Annotated in this window: 21 protein-coding genes; 10 read left to right on the forward strand and 11 right to left on the reverse strand. The window is 41.6% G+C overall.

From position 1 onward, the window contains the following. Window positions 1-45: 45 nt before the first annotated feature. The 5 genes from HUS26_RS09925 (at window position 46) to HUS26_RS20010 (ending at window position 3,602) form a co-directional block, all read left to right on the forward strand. Window positions 46-573 (forward strand): tryptophan transporter, encoded by a 528-nt coding sequence (locus tag HUS26_RS09925; protein ID WP_173917012.1) that lies wholly within the window; start codon window positions 46-48, stop codon window positions 571-573. A gap of 140 nt (window positions 574-713) precedes the next feature. Next, complete coding sequence (locus HUS26_RS09930) at window positions 714-1,109, forward strand: YtxH domain-containing protein (RefSeq protein ID WP_173917013.1); 396 nt, start codon at window positions 714-716, stop codon at window positions 1,107-1,109. Between the two features lie 362 nt (window positions 1,110-1,471). After that, window positions 1,472-2,053: an HTH-type transcriptional regulator Hpr gene (locus HUS26_RS09935; RefSeq protein ID WP_173917014.1), complete on the forward strand. Its 582-nt coding sequence runs from the start codon at window positions 1,472-1,474 to the stop codon at window positions 2,051-2,053. A gap of 707 nt (window positions 2,054-2,760) precedes the next feature. After that, complete coding sequence (locus HUS26_RS09940) at window positions 2,761-3,309, forward strand: DUF3267 domain-containing protein (protein ID WP_173917015.1); 549 nt, start codon at window positions 2,761-2,763, stop codon at window positions 3,307-3,309. Window positions 3,310-3,419: 110 nt separating this feature from the next. Next, on the forward strand, window positions 3,420-3,602 hold the full coding sequence (locus HUS26_RS20010; RefSeq protein ID WP_254434279.1) for a hypothetical protein: 183 nt from the start codon (window positions 3,420-3,422) through the stop codon (window positions 3,600-3,602). 42 nt (window positions 3,603-3,644) lie between these two features. Here the strand turns inward: HUS26_RS20010 and HUS26_RS09945 are convergent, their stop codons facing one another. Continuing rightward, complete coding sequence (locus tag HUS26_RS09945; protein WP_101844812.1) at window positions 3,645-3,728, reverse strand: YjcZ family sporulation protein; 84 nt, start codon at window positions 3,726-3,728, stop codon at window positions 3,645-3,647. Window positions 3,729-3,903: 175 nt separating this feature from the next. Between HUS26_RS09945 and HUS26_RS09950 the strand changes: the two genes are divergently transcribed. Next, a complete protein-coding gene (locus tag HUS26_RS09950) occupies window positions 3,904-4,848 on the forward strand; it encodes a peptidylprolyl isomerase (protein WP_173917016.1) in 945 nt (314 codons plus the stop codon). A 45-nt stretch (window positions 4,849-4,893) separates the two neighbouring features. On the opposite strand, the gene HUS26_RS09955 is transcribed toward HUS26_RS09950, so the two are convergent. The 6 genes from HUS26_RS09955 to HUS26_RS09980 all read right to left on the reverse strand — a co-directional run bounded on the left by HUS26_RS09955 (window position 4,894) and on the right by HUS26_RS09980 (window position 12,594). Next, window positions 4,894-5,082: a sporulation YhaL family protein gene (locus HUS26_RS09955; RefSeq protein WP_173917017.1), complete on the reverse strand. Its 189-nt coding sequence runs from the start codon at window positions 5,080-5,082 to the stop codon at window positions 4,894-4,896. Window positions 5,083-5,145: 63 nt separating this feature from the next. Continuing rightward, on the reverse strand, window positions 5,146-6,090 hold the full coding sequence (gene yhaM / locus HUS26_RS09960; RefSeq protein ID WP_173917018.1) for a 3'-5' exoribonuclease YhaM: 945 nt from the start codon (window positions 6,088-6,090) through the stop codon (window positions 5,146-5,148). Between the two features lie 135 nt (window positions 6,091-6,225). Continuing rightward, window positions 6,226-9,087, reverse strand: a complete 2,862-nt coding sequence (locus HUS26_RS09965; RefSeq protein WP_173917019.1) for an AAA family ATPase — start codon at window positions 9,085-9,087, stop codon at window positions 6,226-6,228. Beyond that, window positions 9,087-10,325: a DNA repair exonuclease gene (locus tag HUS26_RS09970; RefSeq protein WP_173917020.1), complete on the reverse strand. Its 1,239-nt coding sequence runs from the start codon at window positions 10,323-10,325 to the stop codon at window positions 9,087-9,089. Before HUS26_RS09970 ends, HUS26_RS09965 begins: the two co-directional genes overlap by 1 nt. A 117-nt stretch (window positions 10,326-10,442) precedes the next feature. Next, on the reverse strand, window positions 10,443-11,702 hold the full coding sequence (locus HUS26_RS09975) for an ABC transporter permease (RefSeq protein ID WP_173917021.1): 1,260 nt from the start codon (window positions 11,700-11,702) through the stop codon (window positions 10,443-10,445). Next, a complete protein-coding gene (locus HUS26_RS09980) occupies window positions 11,695-12,594 on the reverse strand; it encodes an ABC transporter ATP-binding protein (RefSeq protein WP_173917022.1) in 900 nt (299 codons plus the stop codon). Before HUS26_RS09980 ends, HUS26_RS09975 begins: the two co-directional genes overlap by 8 nt. Before the next feature lie 148 nt (window positions 12,595-12,742). Here HUS26_RS09980 and HUS26_RS09985 point away from each other — a divergent pair, with 148 nt between their 5' ends. Continuing rightward, on the forward strand, window positions 12,743-12,928 hold the full coding sequence (locus HUS26_RS09985; protein WP_173917023.1) for a YhzD family protein: 186 nt from the start codon (window positions 12,743-12,745) through the stop codon (window positions 12,926-12,928). A gap of 31 nt (window positions 12,929-12,959) precedes the next feature. Here the strand turns inward: HUS26_RS09985 and HUS26_RS09990 are convergent, their stop codons facing one another. From HUS26_RS09990 to HUS26_RS10000, 3 genes are all read right to left on the reverse strand, one after another. After that, complete coding sequence (locus HUS26_RS09990; RefSeq protein WP_173917024.1) at window positions 12,960-13,730, reverse strand: enoyl-CoA hydratase; 771 nt, start codon at window positions 13,728-13,730, stop codon at window positions 12,960-12,962. A 234-nt stretch (window positions 13,731-13,964) separates the two neighbouring features. Then, window positions 13,965-14,324: a YlbF family regulator gene (locus tag HUS26_RS09995; protein WP_173917025.1), complete on the reverse strand. Its 360-nt coding sequence runs from the start codon at window positions 14,322-14,324 to the stop codon at window positions 13,965-13,967. 89 nt (window positions 14,325-14,413) lie between these two features. Next, the gene (locus HUS26_RS10000) at window positions 14,414-15,547 is read right to left on the reverse strand and encodes a DUF445 domain-containing protein (protein WP_173917026.1); all 1,134 of its coding nucleotides are present in this window, start codon (window positions 15,545-15,547) and stop codon (window positions 14,414-14,416) included. 156 nt (window positions 15,548-15,703) lie between these two features. On the opposite strand from HUS26_RS10000, the gene HUS26_RS10005 reads away from it, so the two are divergent. Next, entirely contained in the window at window positions 15,704-15,862 is a 159-nt protein-coding gene (locus HUS26_RS10005) for a hypothetical protein (protein WP_173917027.1), read from the forward strand. 32 nt (window positions 15,863-15,894) lie between these two features. Here the strand turns inward: HUS26_RS10005 and HUS26_RS10010 are convergent, their stop codons facing one another. Continuing rightward, window positions 15,895-16,176, reverse strand: coding sequence for a metal-sensitive transcriptional regulator (locus HUS26_RS10010; protein ID WP_173917028.1), 282 nt, complete (start codon window positions 16,174-16,176; stop codon window positions 15,895-15,897). Window positions 16,177-16,294: 118 nt separating this feature from the next. On the opposite strand from HUS26_RS10010, the gene HUS26_RS10015 reads away from it, so the two are divergent. Continuing rightward, window positions 16,295-17,194 carry a CdaR family transcriptional regulator gene (locus tag HUS26_RS10015; RefSeq protein WP_173917029.1) on the forward strand — a complete coding sequence of 300 codons (900 nt, stop codon included), beginning with the start codon at window positions 16,295-16,297 and terminating at the stop codon, window positions 17,192-17,194. Window positions 17,195-17,310: 116 nt separating this feature from the next. Next, complete coding sequence (locus HUS26_RS10020) at window positions 17,311-18,408, forward strand: ABC transporter ATP-binding protein (protein ID WP_173917030.1); 1,098 nt, start codon at window positions 17,311-17,313, stop codon at window positions 18,406-18,408. The last annotated feature ends 59 nt before the right edge of the window (window positions 18,409-18,467 follow it).

Below are 18,467 nucleotides of genomic sequence, written 5' to 3' on the forward strand. Positions count from 1 at the left end.
CTTGGTGAGTGGAATTTAGTTTAGAAGAGATGAGGAGAGGTAAAAATGAATACTAGAGTTTTAGTTTTACTTTCACTGCTTGTTGGAATGGGTGCTGTCTTGCACGCGGTTTTACCGCCATTCTTTTTAGGAATGCGGCCTGACATGATGCTGGCTATGATGTTTCTTGGAATTATTCTGTTTCCAAAGCTTTCATATGTAGGAATCCTTGGCGCTGCTACAGGACTTATTTCCGCACTGACAACCACCGTACCTGGAGGACAATTGGCGAACATGATTGAAAAGCCAATCACGGCTGTTGTGTTTTTTGGAATATATCTTGCTCTAAGACGTTTATTAAAGCGAGCAGCTGCACCTGTCTTAACAGCTGCAGGCACATTAATTAGCGGAGCAATCTTTTTAGGACTTGTCTTATTTGTAATTGGAATGATGGAAGCAAGCTTCGGTATTATGTTTGCAACCATTGTGCTGCCGACAGCCGCTGTCAATACAATTGCAATGCTTGTCATTTATCCACTGGCACAATCAATCATGAAAAGGTCAAATACAGCTCAAACGATGAGTTTTCAATAATGTACTCGCATCATACTCCACGAGACTTCTACAGCACATAAGTAGGGGTCTTCTTTATTTTCTTTCTAGAATGAGGTTTCAAACGTAAATATTAAGAGAAAATAATACTAAATAGTCTCGACTTTGAAAGGAGTAGTTCCATGCCAAATGCTAAATCACTTATTATTGGAATTGTTGTAGGAGGAGTAGCAGGAGCCGCTTACACTTTACTTAATACCCCTTCTTCGGGAAGAGATTTCCGGGAAAACGCCCGCCTTAAAAGTGAAAACTTAAAAACAACCGTACTTAACTTAAAAGATGAGGGGATACAGCTGAAAGACCAGATCGCCCAAACTTCTAGAGAAGGGGCTGAGCTGATTAAAGAACTTTCAGAAGATGTTAAAAACTCAGTAGAAAGCTGGAAGCGTACCGTAGAACCTCACCAGAAAAACATTCAAAAATACTTACAGCAGATTGAAGAAAGCCTGAAAGAATTAGAAGAAAAAGCGAAGTCTCAGGAAGATTCCGAGGAGAATGAGAGCCGTACCGAACATTAAGAAACGCAAGTAAAAAAATCATCAGAGGAGACAAAACCTCTGATGATTTTTTAATAGCCCTAAAGCTCTGTAACTGCCCACCTCTTCTTCTGCCGATCGTTTCCAAGCATTCTTCTTCCATATTATTTTTCCAAAACAGCAAAAGGAAGAGCGCGCATCAGCTGGTTAATAGAACCTACCATGTATAAATTTTACAAAAATAATATATTCGACAATTTTCAGCACATTAATTCTTGCATTATATTGATTCTAGTCTAAAATGTAATGTAGGTAATACTTTTGTAATATGAGACGGTTGAAACGTCTATTATCAGGGGAACTAAATGAAAAGGAACCTAAACTTAAAAAAGTAGGTGACAGACATGAAAGAAAAGATATCCAAACAAGAGGCTATTTTTTACAGTCACAAAATGGCTCAATTATCGAAGGCCCTCTGGAAAGCTATTGAGAAAGATTGGCAGGATTGGATCAAACCTTTTCAATTAAATATAAATGAGCATCACATTTTATGGATCGCCTATCACTTAAAGGGAGCCAGTATTTCCGAGATCTCTAAATATGGAGTTATGCACGTATCGACAGCCTTCAACTTTTCAAAGAAGCTTGAAGCACGGGGGCTGCTTAAGTTTTCAAAAAGAGAAAACGATAAGCGAAACACGTATATCGAGCTGACTTCAATGGGGACGGAACTTCTGGAAGACACACTAAATAATTATGAACCAAGCAATAATTCTGTACTAAAAGGCGTTCTTCCGATGGCGGAAGTATACGGTAAACTTCCTGAATTTCTTGATCTGTCTGCCCTTATTAAGGAAATCTATGGCGACGAATATATCGACATTCTCGAACGTTCCCTTCAAAGCATTCAAGATGAACAGTCCATTGTCGAAGAGCCTGCCGACTTAGAAGCTTATAAGCAAAAAACGCAGCCACAATCATCTTAAAACCCAAAACCCTTCCCGCATTGGGAAGGGTTTTTTATATTTGTCTCAATTATACGATTTTCCTTACGGGAAAGCTGGTCACTGTAAGGAGTCTCGCTGCTTCCCATCCCATTACGACGAAAAAGGTGAATGGAATCCTGCTCATTTGAGAAGAGGGATCTGCTGACCTTTCACCCGGTACCCCGCCTCCTTAAGAGCGCAGGCCCCGGGAAGAGAGCCAATAGAACGAGAGAGAAAAACTTATCAGGATAGAGGCAAAGGGGAACTGTAAGACTCCTTAGGGAGAAACGTACAAGGTGATATCCCGCAAGGCAAAATCCTTAAGGAAGCTCACCGTACGCCCACTTAAAAGCGATCCGTTTCCCGGAGCCCTTCGCACTATCCTTCGAAAGAAAAGTCAGTTGTCCGAAAGCATGAGGTTTTTCTACAGCTGAGCATTTTTGTAAAACGCGGATGAAAGCGGCTGATGTTTGTTCCCTCAAGTTCTGACAAGTTTTTCTTCCTCCTTATATACCTCTCACCCCCTATAACGACGCTGTTTTTGCAGCATTCGTAATTATAGGGGGATTTTTTACAAAAAACCTATTGCTTTTTATTACAAAACGTACTATTATTCGTCTTGTGCTCATAAAAAACAAACAATTACCATCATACCCGAAATTATAGTTAATAACACCGTAACTTTTACAGCAAAGGGGGATTCTAAGATGAATTGCTGGAAATCAGTAAACATCAACAAGGAATTCGGTCTTAATCGTGTTTACCTTATGTCCTTACTCACAGCGTTGTTATCATTTTTATTATTATATCTGCCTTTTTCTATCATGCATGGGACTCATAATTTGAAAGACCACGGTTTTCTACCCTTGTTGGTCATCTTATTTTTTCTCCCGGCTATGCATAGATTAATGCACATTTTGCCGCTTATTCTTTTTTATAAAAAAGTGAGAGTTCAGTTTAGATCAAAAAACAGGTTAACTCCTACTTTTTCCTATCAGTGTAAATCAAAATTATCAAAGCAGGTTTCAATAGTAATGGCGCTGGCGCCGACTTTCTTGATTACACTTCCTGCACTGATGATGAGCTTTGTATTCCCTAATTACTTTGCTTATCTCATTATTTTTGCGTCTGTTAATATCGGCTTGTCCTTCAGTGATTTTCTTTATTTAAATCAGTTCATGAAGGCGCCGCGGCAATGTGTAATTGAAAACGCGAAGGATGGATATGACATCCTTGTCCGCAGACAAAAAATATAACAGCACAGCGTTCTCTATCTGAGAACGCTGTTTTTAATGGATTCTGCTGTTCAACATGCGTAAACTTTGGTAAAGTAGTTGCATAGGGAATAAAGGAGGTTTTTACAATTATCGCCATACTCTTTCTCGTATACGGACTCATCGTTTTATTCATATTCAATTCTCTCACCCATTCCTTATGTGAAAAAACAAAAATGTCTACCGAAAAACAATCGAAAGTCTTCCGGACGATCAATGTCCTTATCACTATACTTCTAATTTCCTCATACGTGGATGTCATTAATCATATGTAACTTGCAGGCTATGTTATAAAAAAACATAGCCTGTTTTTCATCTTATAGCCAAGCTGCACCTACGATGATGAGTAGAATAAACAAAACTACGATCAACGCGAATCCTCCACCATATCCGTAACCCATATCTTCACCCCCATGCTTAAGACATAACACATCATATGCCTTTTAAAAGTGATCTGAATGGGCAATTACCTATCGTTTGATCTATTTTTTTGCTACTTATAGAACAGATGAACCAAAATATGTTATATTTATTCATGGACCATATATATAAAGGTTTTGAGGAGTGTACGAGAAAATGAGAAAAATTTTAGTGTCCGCTGCTTTAGCAGCAAGTGTACTTACTTTATCAGCGTGTAATTCAGGCGATGATTCAGAAACGGTGGTTGAAACAAGCGGCGGAGACGTCACAAAGGAAGAATTTTATCAGGAGCTGAAGAAAAGTTCAGGCGAACAAGTCCTTCAGCAGCTCGTTATTGCAGAAGTGCTTAAAGCAAATTATGAAGTATCCGATGAAGCGGTAGAAGAAGAATTTAACAACTTAAAAGAGCAATACGGAGATCAATTCGATACGGTTCTTGAGCAAAGTCCTTATGAAGATGAAGAAGACTTTAAAGAATCCATCCGTTTAAGCCTGCTTCAAGAACAAGCAGCAGCGGAAGAAGTCGACATCTCTGAAGAAAAAATGAAGCAATATTATGAACGTATGAAGACTGAAATTAAAGCCAGCCACATTTTAGTGGAAGATGAAGAAACAGCTAATGAAGTAAAAGAAAAGCTGAACAATGGAGAATCCTTTGAAGACTTAGCCAAAGAATATTCTTCTGACGGGACAGCCGAAAATGGCGGAGACCTTGGCTTCTTCGGCCCTGGCCAAATGGATCAGGCCTTCGAAGAAGCAGCTTACAGCCTGGAAGTCGATGAAGTCAGCGACCCGGTTCAATCCCAGTTTGGGTACCACATTATTAAAGTAACGGACAAGAGGGAAGCTGAAGACGTAGAGTCTTATGAAGATTCTAAAGCCGAAATCAAGCGTACACTGGTCAGCCAGAACATTGATCAGCAGCAGCTTCAGGAAAAAATAAATCAGCTGATTCAGGACTCCGAAATTGATGTGAAGATTGAAGAATACAAAGATTTATTTAAGCAGCCTGAAGCTCCTGCCAATGAAGGCGGCGAAGGAAGCTCCGAAGAATCTGGTAATGAAGAAGGCAGTGAGGGCGAAGAAAGCAGCAATGAATAAGGATAATAAAAAAAGCAAGGTAGATTACTCGTCTACCTTGCTTTTTTAATACATTCGGACACGTTCACGTCTTTCCTTTTCTTCTTCCATCCTAGATATATAGACACGACCTTCCCGCTCAATAAACTGCTGTTCAATTTTCCGCTCGGCTTTCATGGCTCGAAAAGCCATATATCCACTAACAAAGATTAAAAGAATGCACATAAATACCCAAATCGGAAGACCAAAGATCATGGACTATATCCTCCCCTGTCGGTTCTATACAGCTAGTCTATGAGCGAACTTGTCTCCCTATGATTATTCTTCAAAACTTGGCTTATAAAAAGTTCTTTGATCCAGGGAGTAAATTCTTTCTGTAAATTCGCCGGGTCCCACTTTTTTTAACGCCCGATTTAATGTATTCATCTGAGCATCAATCATATCGATTTGATGTAAAAGCTCTGCTTCTCTTATTAAAGGCGGTTTAGGGCTTCCCCACTCGGCTTTTCCATGATGGCTTATAACCATATGCTGAAGGACAGTGACTTCTTCCCCTTCGATCTGCAGTTCTTTGGCCACGGTCTGGATCTCTTCGACCATTATAGGGATATGGCCGATCAGTTTCCCTTCCAGTGTATAGGAAGGTGAGGTACTTCCGGACAATTCTTTAATCTTACCGAGATCATGCAGAATGATGCCCGCATATAACAGATCCTTGTTAATCTCTGGATACATATTTTTAAGCTGCTGGGCGATATTTAACATAGAAAAGATATGATGGGCTAACCCTGATACGTAATTGTGGTGGTTTCTTACAGCCGCAGGGTAAGTAAAAAATTCTTCCTGATATTTTTTGACGAAGTGGCGTGTGATTCGCTGAAGGTTAGCGTTTTTCATTTCAAAAATAGCCTCAGTCACTCTTTCCATAAGGTCTTCTTTTTGAACTGGAGCCTTTTCGATAAAGTCCGAAACCTGCACGCCATCAGTAGATTGTACGGGGCGGATGCTATGGATTTTCAATTGGGGACGGTTCCTGAATTGACCGATTTCTCCATGTACTTTGACCAGTTCTCCCTGCTTAAACAGTTCCTCATCTTCCTGTGTAGCTTCCCATAACTTCGAATCAATTTCGCCTGTCGTATCTTTGAGCAAAAGGGTAAGAAAGGGTTTCCCATTACTTGCTACACTTTTGGCGGCTGTCTTTATGAGCAAAAAATAATCGAATACCTCCCCTACCTGATACTGTGCAATGCCTCTTTTCATTCGTTCTCCTCACCTTTCTTTAATCGCTTATTTCTATAAGGTAAAAAGACTGTCCTGGCTAAAGCCAGGGAGCAGTCAAAGATGTATTAATTTTTCAAACATTTTATCATTTTTCCACATATTTTGCGACTAGCCTTATGAGTTTAGCCATACAGACTGAGGCGATTCAAGCTGTTCGGGCAAATCACGCCGCCAAGTAAATAAAATAACCTGCTGCGTGTTTGCCAGCTCTTCGATTATTTCAAGCATTACATTCAACCTCGATTTATCAAAATGTACGAAAGCATCATCAACAATAAAAGGAACCTGCTGATGGCCGGAGAGAACCTTAGCTAGCGCCAGCCTTAAAGATATATAGAGCTGATCGGCAGTGCCGCGCGACAGTTCATTTGTTAAGTAATATTGTCCTGCTGCGTCTTTCACCCTAATTTTACCCGCATTCCTATCGAGGTTTATTGCAGTATACCTTCCCGCCGTTAATCGGGAAAAGTAAGCGGACGCCTCTTTTAGCACATTAGGTAAATAATTGTGTTGATAAGCTTCTTTCGTTTTCTTTAGAACTTCTAAGGCTACTTTATGTGCAGCCCAGCGTTTCGTTTCTTCCTGAAAAACCTCCCGCTCTGCAGCATATTGATGATTCAGTTCAGACAATCTTTCAGAGCTTTCAAGCTGCTGCAGCTGGTGTTCTGCATCAGCTCTCTCTTTTTGACAATCGCTTAATTTTTCTTTAAGCTCTTCGATTACTTTTTCCTGCTTGTCTGCTTCCATAAGAACGTCTGACTCTCGGATCGGAGCATCCCATACATTAAACAGGTGCTGCTCTTCTTCAGTCAGCATCAGTTGGACCTGCTGAACGACGGACTGCTTCTCCTGCCAATCTTTACTTTTAGATTGGTGGTGTTCCACTATTTTATAAAAATGCTCCGCATCCACCGCGCCGGCTTTATGGAGAAGGGAGTCCAGCTGATCATATAGAGGAGCTAATTCCTCCTCTAATTTTTCTTTCTGGGCAGTCAGCAGCATACTTTCCTTTTCCAGTCTCTTTAGCTCTTTCGTTTTTTGGACTTCCTGCTCATGGAAATCAGTCAATTTTGTGAACCTTTGTAAATGGCTTTGCTGACCATCTTCCCAATTACAGGCCCGGAAAAACCCATCAAGCCTTTCTTCTATTCCAGTAAGTTGCTTATAACAGGTATGCAGCTCTTCTTTTATCTTTTCAATGGACTGTTGTTTTCCTTTAAGCTGTCTGAGGAGGTGGTACAGCTTTTCCCAATGATCGATATGAAGCTTCGTAAGAAAAGGGTAATCTCTGTATTGCTCATCTATCGTATTGCCAAGCTGGTTCTGCCGGTCATCCAGCTGCTTTTGGCGCTCCTCGATCCGGACTTCCTCCTGTTGAACCGACTTCCAATTCTCCATTAGATACAGATATTCACCTTTTGTCTGTTCATACTTCTGAAGTTTCTCCCTCGCCTCGTTGTAAGCTTCCTTAGAAACAGGCTGACTGGCTGACTTTCCCTGCTCTTTGCTTTGAAGCTTCATGGACACAAGAACGGCCAAGCTTAATATTCCTCCTGACAACAGCCAAATCGTTTCCAATGTCAGAAACGTCAATAGCCAGCCTGTCAAAAAGATTAAGCCAGCGCCCGCATAAAAAAGTGTTGAACTTTTTTTAGAAGCTAAAGAAGAAGCAGCCGTCTGTGAATGAATGTAAAAGTCAATTAGTTCAGAATTCCTTTCTGCTTCTTTTTCACTGATGGACTCGTTTTTTAATTCCTCCAGCTGGCGTTTCGTCTGGGCTTTTTGTTGACTGAGGGTTCGTTCCTTTTCATGCCACTGCACTGTGTCTGCTTGGAGTTTACGAGTTTCTTCCCTTAAGCTTCGCCACTTCTCTTCTAAATAGAACGGGAACTCATAAGCAGCTAAGTCGAGTGAAATACCGGAGCCAGTGAGTTCTGTTTCAAGCTCTCCTTCTAACTGGTTGATTTGCTGCTCGAGCCTGTTTTTATTTTCGAGATTCCTTTCATATTCTGTCTTAAGTTTTAACAGTTCTTCTGCTTCATCGTAAGAATAGTCAGCCCGGCTTGAAGTGATATACTTCGCTTCCTCCCTATTTTCCTGAAGCTGAGCCGCTGCGGCATTTAGTCTGCTTTTAAGCGGCAGGATCGTTTCCTGAAGGTGGCGCATTTGATCATAAGCATCGTCCGGCAGCTGATTTTCCGGCTGACTAACGTTTTTAAGCTGATGGAAGCGTTGAATAACAGGCAGGGTTTTTTTCAGTTGGGATAATTGACTGGCATATCCTCTTTCCTTTTCAACCCGCTCATTTAATTCGTTGATCTCCTTATTTAAAGCCTCTGTTTTTTCAAGAGTTTGCTGGTAATTTCCTACTTCCTGCTCAGCTTGACGCCGCTGCTTCGTAAGCTGTTCAATCTTCTCGAGATGCTGATTCAATTTTGGGTTTCTTCCTTTTGGTTTAAACTGTGAATCTAACTCTTTTTCTAATGTTTTCGTCGTTTCATAAATCTGGTCAGAGCCCATGAGCCCGACATTTAATAAGACTTCGCCGAGTTCATCGCCAGTTAACCGCTGCAGCTGGAGCAGATCTTCCGCATTAAAGCTGTAAATCGACTGATAAACAGTTTTAGAGATTCCTCCGAGAAGTTCTTTCAAAAAAACTTCCCCATGCTGCTCGCCATTCTCCAGCCGGCAGATGGCTTCCCCGAGGTCCCGGTCATGAATTCTTTCTACTATAACCTCGCCATGCTTCTCTGTTTCTACGGTTATGTTTCCTCCAACAGAGCCGCCGGACTTTGGCTGGTAAAATTCTCTTTTTCTAGGCGGAAGGCCGAAAAGAATGAAAAGAAGATACTGCTGAATCGTTGATTTCCCCGCTTCATTATCGCCCATTATAACCGTCAGTGGAAACTCGTCTAAAGTCACCGAGTAATCTTTCCATTTACCAAATCCGTAAATATGCAACGATTTAATCCGCATCACTTCTTCTCTCCTTTTAACAGCTGCTGAAGGACCAATACCTTAGCGGCTTCCATAATTTCCTTTCTGTCACTTTCAGTCAGCGGATCAATTGCTTTAGAAGCACGTCTCTGCCTGTATAATGGCGATAAATAATCATGGAAACCATCCTCTCCCATTTCATCTAAATGCCGCAGAAACTCCCCGGCGAAATGCGGACTCTCCTTTAATTCCTGTTCGTCCCACGTCACCTTATCTTCCACGAGGACTTTATCGATCCAAATCCACGGCTGATCGAATTCCTCCTCTTCATTGAGGATGTCCACCCACTGGCCGACAAGTCCCTCTGACTGCCATTTGGTTAATTGCCCCTGCTCAGCTTTTAACGTCACTGTAAGTATGGCAGGGGCTTTTTTAGAAACCTGCTGTTTTGCCTTAATCAGAATTTCTTCAAGCTGCTCCGGATGCTGGATGGCTCCGCATTCCTGCACTGCTGATTCGTACGTAAAAGAATGCAAAGGAAGAAAACTTAATTTGAAATTTGTTCCTTCCGCTTCTACTAAATAACAGCCTTTTTCACCCGGCTCCTTAATCGATCGGCCTTGAATATTGCCGGGATAAACGATGTATGGGTTATCTGCAAGAAACTGGCGCTTATGAATGTGGCCAAGCGCCCAGTAGTCCATCAAAGCATTCTGAAGTTCATGGATTTTAAACGGAGCATAAGACTCATGTTCATCTGCTCCTTCTACACTTCCATGAAGGGTACCGATGTGAAAAGCAGGATTACCTGTCTTTTTATATTGAGAGGTTTTATTTTCAGTAACTGATTTCTCCACATAGCTGAATCCATAAAGGTTGGCAATATGCTCTTCCCCTCTGTAAAAGGGAAGCACCGTAACATCCTGTTCATCAAAAATATGAACATTGTCTGGAAAAGACAGCGGGTAGTGAGCCCCCTTCATATAATCATGGTTTCCATAGCTGATAAACACCTGAATGCCGTAATGCTTAAGCCTATTAAAGCCATCACGAAGCTGCACCTGGGCTTTTAAACTACGCGTTTCTTCATTAAATAGGTCACCAGCCACAACCAGAAAATCAACATGATGATTAATTGTCTGTTGTATTAAGCGGTCAAAGGCTTCAAATGTAGACGCACGCAATTTGGCAAGTAATTCTTTCGGCAAGTGGCTTTTACTTTTAAACGGACTGTCTAAGTGTAAGTCCGCACTATGTATAAATCGTAAGGATGACATCCTCTTCGTCCCCCTCCTGTTCTGCTTTACTTATAGTTTAGCAGAGAAAAAGAGCGAATGCACGTTCGATTAAAGACATTCAAAAAAGCGCCTCTCCTGTAGAGAAGCGCCTGTAGTTTATTTATCTTTTCCTGTCATCTGAATCGCTTTTTTTACATCTTTTAAGGAAGATGTTCTACCATACATAAGTACTCCGCCTTTATAAATTCTCGCACCAATAACAGCCAGTAAAACAATAGAAGCCACTAGAACTCCAACGGATAAAATCACTTCCCACACAGGGATATCCAGCATACCTATTCGTAAAAACATAAGCAGTGGAGAGAAAAATGGAATATAGGATGTAACAGTAATAAAAGTGGCATCTGGTTCATTGAGACCAAAAATGGCAATAAAGAACGCGATAATAATCATATAAGTCATCGGCGCCACCATTTGCTGTGCATCTTCTAAACGGCTGACGAGTGAGCCTAAAGTAGCCGCCAGAGTCGCATATAAGAAGTAGCCGAGGATGAAGAACAGCAGCCCGTAAGCGATTATATCCAACTTTACATTAGTAAGACCTACCGCATTTAAAAAGGAGCCCTCGCCCGAGTTCTGCTGAATGCCCAAGTAGCCTACACCAATAATTAATGAAAACTGCAGAAGGCCTAATAAAGCAATTCCGGTAATTTTTGCGAACATCTGCGCAATCGGAGAAACGCTTGAAATGAGAATTTCCATCACGCGGCTTGATTTCTCTGTCGCTACTTCTGTAACAATCATATTGCCGTAAAGCAATACCGATAAATAAAGTAAAAACAGCATGACATATACAACGCCCTGCGTCTGAGCCATTTCTTCAGCTGTGCTTCCTTCCTCACCTAAAGAAACCTCATTAAAAGCAGGCGGCGTTTGAAGAGCGGCTAATACGGCCGGATCTACTTCCGCTTCACTCGAGATCGCCCCCATTTTTACCTGTTGAAGTGACTGCTGAACAATCTCATTATCCATCGGCGGCAGACTTTCCACAGTATAGTAATTCGCCTCCGGAAGACCGCTCTCCCCTTCAATCAGCTCAAGGGCCGCAGTATCTCCCTCTCCTTCTTCTACTTCCTGCTTAATTTCATCAACAGGCTGATCTGCTACTTCAGCTGAGAAAGATTCACTAGCATTTAAACTTTCGACAAGACCGTCAGCCCATTCTTCATTCTCACTTAATACCATTATGCTCGTTTGATCGGATTCACCTTCCCCGCTATCGAAAGCTTCCATAATCGTCTGGATATTAGTGATTAGAAAAATAAGCGACAGCGTGACGATCGTCGTAATAATAAACGACTTCGTCTTCACGCGTGAAGCAAACGTGTGTCCTACCATAATTAGGAATTTATTCATACGAATCCCCCACCTTCTCAATAAAGATATCATTTAAAGAAGGTTCCTCCAGATCGAACGTGCGCACAAACCCCCGCCCATTTAGCGCCTCAAAGATCTTCTGGGAGACCTCTTCACTTTCTACTTGAACTTCACAGCCTTCACTGAACTCTTTAAATTTAGTCACGCCCGGAATATCCTTAACGAACTCTAAATCAAACTCAGCATTTAAGCGGACATTTTTCTTCCCAAATGAGCGCTTAATCTCTTTAAGACTTCCGTGAACGACCGGTTTTCCGTGATGCAGTATGCATAAATGCTCACACAGCTCTTCCACGTGTTCCATACGGTGGGAAGAAAAAACGATCGAAGTTCCTCCTTCCTTCAGCTCAACCACTGCTTTTTTCAGCATTTCAACATTTATTGGATCAAGTCCTGAGAACGGCTCGTCCAATATTAGAAGCTTCGGTTTATGCAGAACGGCAGAGATAAACTGAATTTTTTGCTGATTCCCTTTTGATAAGTCTTCTACCTTTTTTGTTTTATAATCAGGAACTTTAAATTTATCCAGCCAAATGTCCAGTTCTTTTAAGGCCTCACTCTTGCTCATCCCCCGAAGCTTCGCCAAATATACGAGCTGGTCCTGGACCTTCATCTTTGGATAAAGCCCGCGCTCTTCGGGAAGATAGCCGATTAAATGGCTCTGATCATAGCCAATATCCCCGTCCTGCCACGTAATCGTTCCAGCTGTTTCCTCAATCAGTCCAAGGATCATCCGGAAAGTTGTTGTTTTCCCGGCTCCGTTCGCCCCTAAAAAACCGAAAATCTGCTTTTCGGGAATTTCAATTGATAAATCGTCTACAGCAGTAAAATCTCCAAACTGCTTCGTTACATTATGTAGTTTTAAAGTCACAGCTTCCTTCCCCCTTCGTCGATTTATACGGCTGAATTAGATAAATAGTTTCATTTTTCTTGAATAAACAAGCAGGATTTTACGACAGGCTCATCTAATGTAATAATATGATTAGTCATTCATTTTTACCTTAAGGAGGCCTATCCTAGTGAAAAAATATTTCTTAACAGTATTTGAAAAGAACGGTACAAACCTTCTAGATGAATCATTTGAAGCTGAAAACGATAAAGATGCGAAGCAGATTGGTACTCAAAAATTAGAAGAAAAAGGATATTTAGAACATACTCATCGTTGTGCAGCTCCAGAAGGACATCTCGTTTTATTTCACCGCTAAACACAAAAAAGTCGCCTTTAAAGCGACTTTTTTAATGCCCGGAAAACTTGGGCTTCCTTTTTTCTAAAAATGCCTGAATCCCTTCTTTATGATCCGCCGTATGACGAAGCTTCCACTGGGATTGTCTTTCTTTCGATAAATACTGAAGCAGCCTGCCCAAACTGTAGTTATTATAAATTTTCTTTGTAGCAATCATCGACTGAAGCGGTCTTGCCGTCCATTCCGCAGCTAGTTTTTCCGCAGCCTGGTGTATATCTCCTTGAAACACCAAGTCAACCAACTGAAGCTCTTGCGCTTCCTTAGCACTCAGCTGTTCCCCTTTCCAGGCGAAGTGTTTCGCCCGATGTGTTCCCAGCCGCTGTTCTAAAAAGAAATGTCCGCCTCCATCTGGTGCCAGGCCGACTCCTATGAAATTCATCGAGATCTTTGTGTTCTCTTCCGCAATTAAATAATCTGCTGCAAGTGCAATGCTAAGTCCTAAACCCACAACTGGTCCGTGCAGGGCTGCAATTACCAGTTTCGGCATCGTATAAAGCCCTGCCGCAATCGTTTCTATTTCATCCATCACTCGATCATAAACTTCAGGATCTCCGACTTCCTTCATCATGGACACGTCTCCACCGGCACAGAATCCTTTTCCTGCACCTGACAGGATGACGATTTGCTGCTCTTTATTTTTTGTATCTTTCACTATGGAAGCAAACTCTCTCAGCATATCCCCATGTAGCGCGTTTATTTTTTCTGGACGATTTAAACGGATATGGATGATCTGACGACTTTCTTCTATTTCAAAAAAACGCATAAAGATCCCCCTCATTTGAATCTATGCTTTTAATTTTCGTCATTTGGTGATAATATTCCTGCTTATTATTTAAGATTTTTTAACTTTGAAAGAAAGCGGGAAGTCTCTTTCGGCGGTTCTCTGCACTCTTTCTGTTCAACACCACTTTTTCAGTGCTCCGCAAACTTTTAAGGTGTTCGCTCAGCCCCAAAATCACAAAAAAAAGCTGCCCCTAAAGGCAGCCCTTTCTAATTATTATTGCTGTGGTTCTTCAGGATTACCGTAAAGCTCTTCAAGAGGCTTCGTGATAATCTTGCTGATGTCATTGATAACAGTGTTGAGGCGCTGTTCAGCTTCCATTAGTTTGGAAATTTGTGGATGCTGCTGCACAAGTTCAACGACTTGGCGAGCTTTCTCAACTTCTTCTTCTGTAATTTCTTGACCTTGCATTTGCTTTTGCTGAAGGTTGATTTGTGTTTGACGGAAATCTTCAAACATTCCTTTAGCTGCTTCGTCATTCATTACTGCTTCATAAGATTCTTTAAGTCCAGTAAATTCGTCGCTTTCGCGAATTGCTTTTTCAAGATCATACGCGTAATCATACATGTTAGCCATAAATTAAAAGTACCTCCTAGTTTGTTGAGTGTTGAACTCCTTCCCCACTATAACAAACATCAACTTTCATGTATAGACTTAAGGGCTGCTTAAAGAAACAGGACAAGAATCCCCTGCATCAGCCCTATCGTACCTCCTAATAAGGCACCGAGATACGTAATCATTTTGAACTCGCGCTTGGAGATGCCGAGAACCATTTCCTCAAGCCGGCCGACGTCAAAGGACTCGACTTCCTCCTGGACGATTTCTGATAATTTCATCGACTGCATCATACGTTCGATACGTTCAGCTAACAGGTTTGTCACCTTAGGCATCAGAGCAGGGATGACGTCCAAGAGGAGCCGGGATTTAAAAGGGGCTGCCCACTCTGTGATTGAGCGGTCAAGCCACTGTTGAAGAGGCAGTGCTTTGGATAACGCTTGTGAAAGTCCACTTTGGATATGATCTTTTCCTATTTTTTGTTCGTATTCACCGACCGGCCGCTTCAGGGCTGCGTGCAGCTCTTTTTGCAGCATAGTCTGAAGCCATTCCGTCGTTTCCCGCGCTGTTGCGTAACGAAGAATCACTGGATGTACTCGATCGATTACTCTTTCGGAGCCCATAAAAGATTGGACCATGTTTCCAAGGAATCCCTGGTTTTCTAAATAGTTATCTATTAAGGCTCCTACTTTCCATTTTCCTTCGGGACTGACGAGAAATTCATACACTTTTTCCTGCAGATAATAAGCCAGCTCGCTTGTTCCTGCTTCTGCTTTTGCTCTCCACTCTGGCGGCAGGACATCTTCGACTTTCTGATGGCGAATGTCTTCCATGACTTGGTCATATCTTTTCTCGATAAAAAGCTGCAATGAATCTTCGACTGACTCCTTACTTATCGAGAGCTCTACTTTTTCAAGAGCATCCTTTACGCTTGCTGACGATGAGAGCGCCCTTTCAAGTTCTCTCTGGGCAAAACTGGTCAGTTTGTTCTGAAACTTCGACCCCTCGATCTTCTTCTTTATTCCTTCAGCTGTCAGTAAATGCTCAACGACCGTTCGCCCCATCTGCCTCGCTAAGTCGTTTTGCCGCTTTGGAATAAGTCCCGGCGTAAATGGCAGCCGATATTTTCCTATATAAATAGCACGATATGGACGAAACAGCATACGAATAGCCAGCGAATTAGTGATTCCGCCAATCGCTGCTCCAATCACTACCATTAAAAGTATTGTTAAAAATGTATTCATGGTTTTCCCTCATTTCACGTGGTGCACTGAAATCCATTATAGAGGAATCCCTGCAGCTAAGCCAATAGTTTAAAGGCTGCTTCATGGATCATCCAATAATTGGATCACTTGTTTTGAAGCTTCTCGAAAATAATATAAGTAAGGAGGTGTGCTTTTATGAAAAAAAGAAAACAGGAAGCTGCTGAAGGAAAAGACCGTTTTGAGCTCGATGTGGACCGGATGATCAATGAAGGAATGGCAGGCGGCAGGCCGATAGTGACACAAGGACGGGAACAGATTGATGAGACTCATCTCATCCCCGAACAGAAAGATTAAAAAAAGATGATGCCTTTAATAAGGCATCATCATTATCTGCTTTTTACAATCATACTTACCGCTTCATTAATTAACTCTTCGGCGGACTCACCGCCTTTTTCAGCTTCTTTAATGCACGTTTCCAAGTTCTTCGCTACGATATATCCGATCGCACGGTCTATAGCCGAACGAGCAGCAGAAAGCTGAGTAATGACGTCTTTACATTCTTTATCTTCTTCCATCATTTTTAACACACCGCGTACTTGACCTTCTACACGCTTCAAGCGATTTTTCGTTTCTTGGGTATATTCATATTTATTTTTAACGTCAGACACATTTTCTCCTCCTAAACCCACTTAATAAAAATCATGTATAATATGATTAATAGTGAATCAGATGATTTAATTTTATATTATCATATTAGTAAATTTTAATGAAAAAAGGAAGATCTTAATGTCACTACTTGAACAATTAAAAAAGAATTACCTTTCTTTAACTGTATTTGAAGAAGGGACTGCTAAGGATAAGGAATCTTATGAATTGTTTCGGACTCCTTCTGACGAAATTATCGGTATCGCCCATAATGAACTGAACAATCGCGAACGTGAACTTTTACATATTATTCTAAAGCCTTTTAATACTGGGGAAGCCGCCCTTGGTGCTAAAGAAAAGGCATGGAAGCACTTCCTCGAGCAAAATCAGGACACCCTGCAGATTGCCCCCCTTCCTACGAAGGTTCGTTTCATATTTTTCTCCATCTCAGACCAAAATATTGAGCTGGAGGCCTTTCAGGAAGCGATGCAGTCCCTGTTTCCACAACCTATGCCTTTTTTATGGGATAACCATCATGAAGGGGCAGTGATTGAAGAATATACGGAAGCGGATCAGGATCCAATCCCCTTCGGCTCAGTGGTTGATGTACTGATGAGCGATTTTTATACAAATATCCAGCTTTATATAAGTGAGGATGTGTATGATCTTAAAAAAGCTCCCGCCCAATTTGACTGGGCCAAAAAATGCTTTCACCTCGCTAAAAAGTATCTGGCCGGCAAGGTTACAACTCTGGAAGAGGTCGTTCCATATCTCTATATCGATGCCCTCTCTCCGGAAGACCGTGATCAGTTGACACATTCCCTTCTTAAAGAAGTAGCCGAAGATCCTGAACTGCTGCAGACAATTGAAGTATTTCTTGAATCAGGATCCAATACGACGCTGGCAGCTAAACAGCTTTTCATGCACCGTAATAGTCTTCAGTATCGTGTGGATAAATTTATTGAGAAAACTGGTGTAGATATTAAACAATTTGACCGCGCGGCCATTATTTATTTATTACTTGCCGATCTCAACCATTAAACAAAGTGCACAAAGATTCTAAAAATTCTTTGTGCACTTTGTCCATTTACCTCTCCCTTTATCTTCGCTAGACTTAAATTATCAAAGAAAGCGATTTCATATAGGGGGATTTTAAAATGGCAGAATTACAACTGAAAAATATTGATAAGGTATATGACAAAAAAGTAAAAGCGGTTGATGACTTCAACCTGCATATTGGCGATAAAGAGTTTGTCGTATTCGTAGGCCCATCTGGCTGTGGTAAATCAACAACTCTACGTATGATTGCCGGTCTTGAAGAAATTACTGACGGAGATTTCCTAATCGATGAGAAACGAATGAACGACGTTGCTCCTAAAGACCGCGACATCGCAATGGTATTCCAGAACTATGCTCTTTACCCGCACATGAATGTTTACGATAACATGGCTTTTGGTCTTAAGCTTCGTAAAATGGATAAGAAAGAAATTGATCAGCGTGTACAGAATGCAGCCAAAATCCTTGGCCTTGAAGCTCTTTTAGACCGTAAACCGAAAGCGCTGTCAGGTGGTCAGCGTCAGCGTGTAGCACTGGGACGAGCGATTGTACGTGATGCTAAAGTATTCTTAATGGACGAGCCTTTATCCAACCTTGATGCTAAGCTGCGTGTACAAATGCGTGCGGAAATTCAAAAGCTTCACCAGCGCCTGCAGACGACTACTATCTATGTAACACACGACCAGACAGAAGCGATGACAATGGCGACACGCCTAGTTGTTATGAAAGATGGAATTATTCAACAGGTTGGTGCTCCAAAAGAAGTGTACGATAAGCCGGAAAACGTATTTGTAGGCGGATTTATTGGATCTCCTGCGATGAACTTCTTCCACGGTACTCTGGAGGAAGGTCATGTAGACCTTGCAGGTACAAAACTTGCAGTACCTGAAGGTAAACTAAAAACACTTCGTGACCAAGGATACCTTGGCAAGGAAGTTATCTTAGGTGTTCGTCCGGAAGATATGCATGATGAGCAGCTGTTTATCGATGCTAACCCTGACAAGACGATTAAAGCAGATATCGAAGTTGCCGAATTAATGGGTGCTGAATCGTACCTATACTCCCGTATTGGCGACCAGGAATTTATCGCTCGTGTTGATTCACGCTCTGATATTAATGGCGGCGATAAGATTGACCTTGCTTTAGATATGAACAAAGCCCACTTCTTCGATGCTGAAACAGAAGAACGCATCCGCTAATAAAACAAGAAGCAGCTTCCCTTAACGGGAAGCTGCTTTTTTGGGATTTCTTTCATCTA

Origin of the sequence: Halobacillus sp. Marseille-Q1614, from assembly GCF_902809865.1 — a bacterium.
Classification (GTDB): Bacteria; Bacillota; Bacilli; order Bacillales; family Halobacillaceae; genus Halobacillus_A.

What these genes read in the sequence shown, in the direction of transcription:
- HUS26_RS09925 (WP_173917012.1), top strand. Translation starts at nt 46, where the DNA reads ATGAATACTAGAGTTTTAGTTTTACTTTCACTGCTTGTTGGAATGGGT.
- HUS26_RS09930 (WP_173917013.1), top strand. Translation starts at nt 714, where the DNA reads ATGCCAAATGCTAAATCACTTATTATTGGAATTGTTGTAGGAGGAGTA.
- HUS26_RS09935 (WP_173917014.1), top strand. Translation starts at nt 1,472, where the DNA reads ATGAAAGAAAAGATATCCAAACAAGAGGCTATTTTTTACAGTCACAAA.
- HUS26_RS09940 (WP_173917015.1), top strand. Translation starts at nt 2,761, where the DNA reads ATGAATTGCTGGAAATCAGTAAACATCAACAAGGAATTCGGTCTTAAT.
- HUS26_RS09945 (WP_101844812.1), bottom strand. Translation starts at nt 3,728, where the DNA reads ATGGGTTACGGATATGGTGGAGGATTCGCGTTGATCGTAGTTTTGTTT.
- HUS26_RS09950 (WP_173917016.1), top strand. Translation starts at nt 3,904, where the DNA reads ATGAGAAAAATTTTAGTGTCCGCTGCTTTAGCAGCAAGTGTACTTACT.
- HUS26_RS09955 (WP_173917017.1), bottom strand. Translation starts at nt 5,082, where the DNA reads ATGATCTTTGGTCTTCCGATTTGGGTATTTATGTGCATTCTTTTAATC.
- yhaM (WP_173917018.1), bottom strand. Translation starts at nt 6,090, where the DNA reads ATGAAAAGAGGCATTGCACAGTATCAGGTAGGGGAGGTATTCGATTAT.
- HUS26_RS09965 (WP_173917019.1), bottom strand. Translation starts at nt 9,087, where the DNA reads ATGCGGATTAAATCGTTGCATATTTACGGATTTGGTAAATGGAAAGAT.
- HUS26_RS09970 (WP_173917020.1), bottom strand. Translation starts at nt 10,325, where the DNA reads ATGTCATCCTTACGATTTATACATAGTGCGGACTTACACTTAGACAGT.
- HUS26_RS09975 (WP_173917021.1), bottom strand. Translation starts at nt 11,702, where the DNA reads ATGAATAAATTCCTAATTATGGTAGGACACACGTTTGCTTCACGCGTG.
- HUS26_RS09990 (WP_173917024.1), bottom strand. Translation starts at nt 13,730, where the DNA reads ATGCGTTTTTTTGAAATAGAAGAAAGTCGTCAGATCATCCATATCCGT.
- HUS26_RS09995 (WP_173917025.1), bottom strand. Translation starts at nt 14,324, where the DNA reads ATGGCTAACATGTATGATTACGCGTATGATCTTGAAAAAGCAATTCGC.
- HUS26_RS10000 (WP_173917026.1), bottom strand. Translation starts at nt 15,547, where the DNA reads ATGAATACATTTTTAACAATACTTTTAATGGTAGTGATTGGAGCAGCG.
- HUS26_RS10005 (WP_173917027.1), top strand. Translation starts at nt 15,704, where the DNA reads ATGAAAAAAAGAAAACAGGAAGCTGCTGAAGGAAAAGACCGTTTTGAG.
- HUS26_RS10015 (WP_173917029.1), top strand. Translation starts at nt 16,295, where the DNA reads ATGTCACTACTTGAACAATTAAAAAAGAATTACCTTTCTTTAACTGTA.
- HUS26_RS10020 (WP_173917030.1), top strand. Translation starts at nt 17,311, where the DNA reads ATGGCAGAATTACAACTGAAAAATATTGATAAGGTATATGACAAAAAA.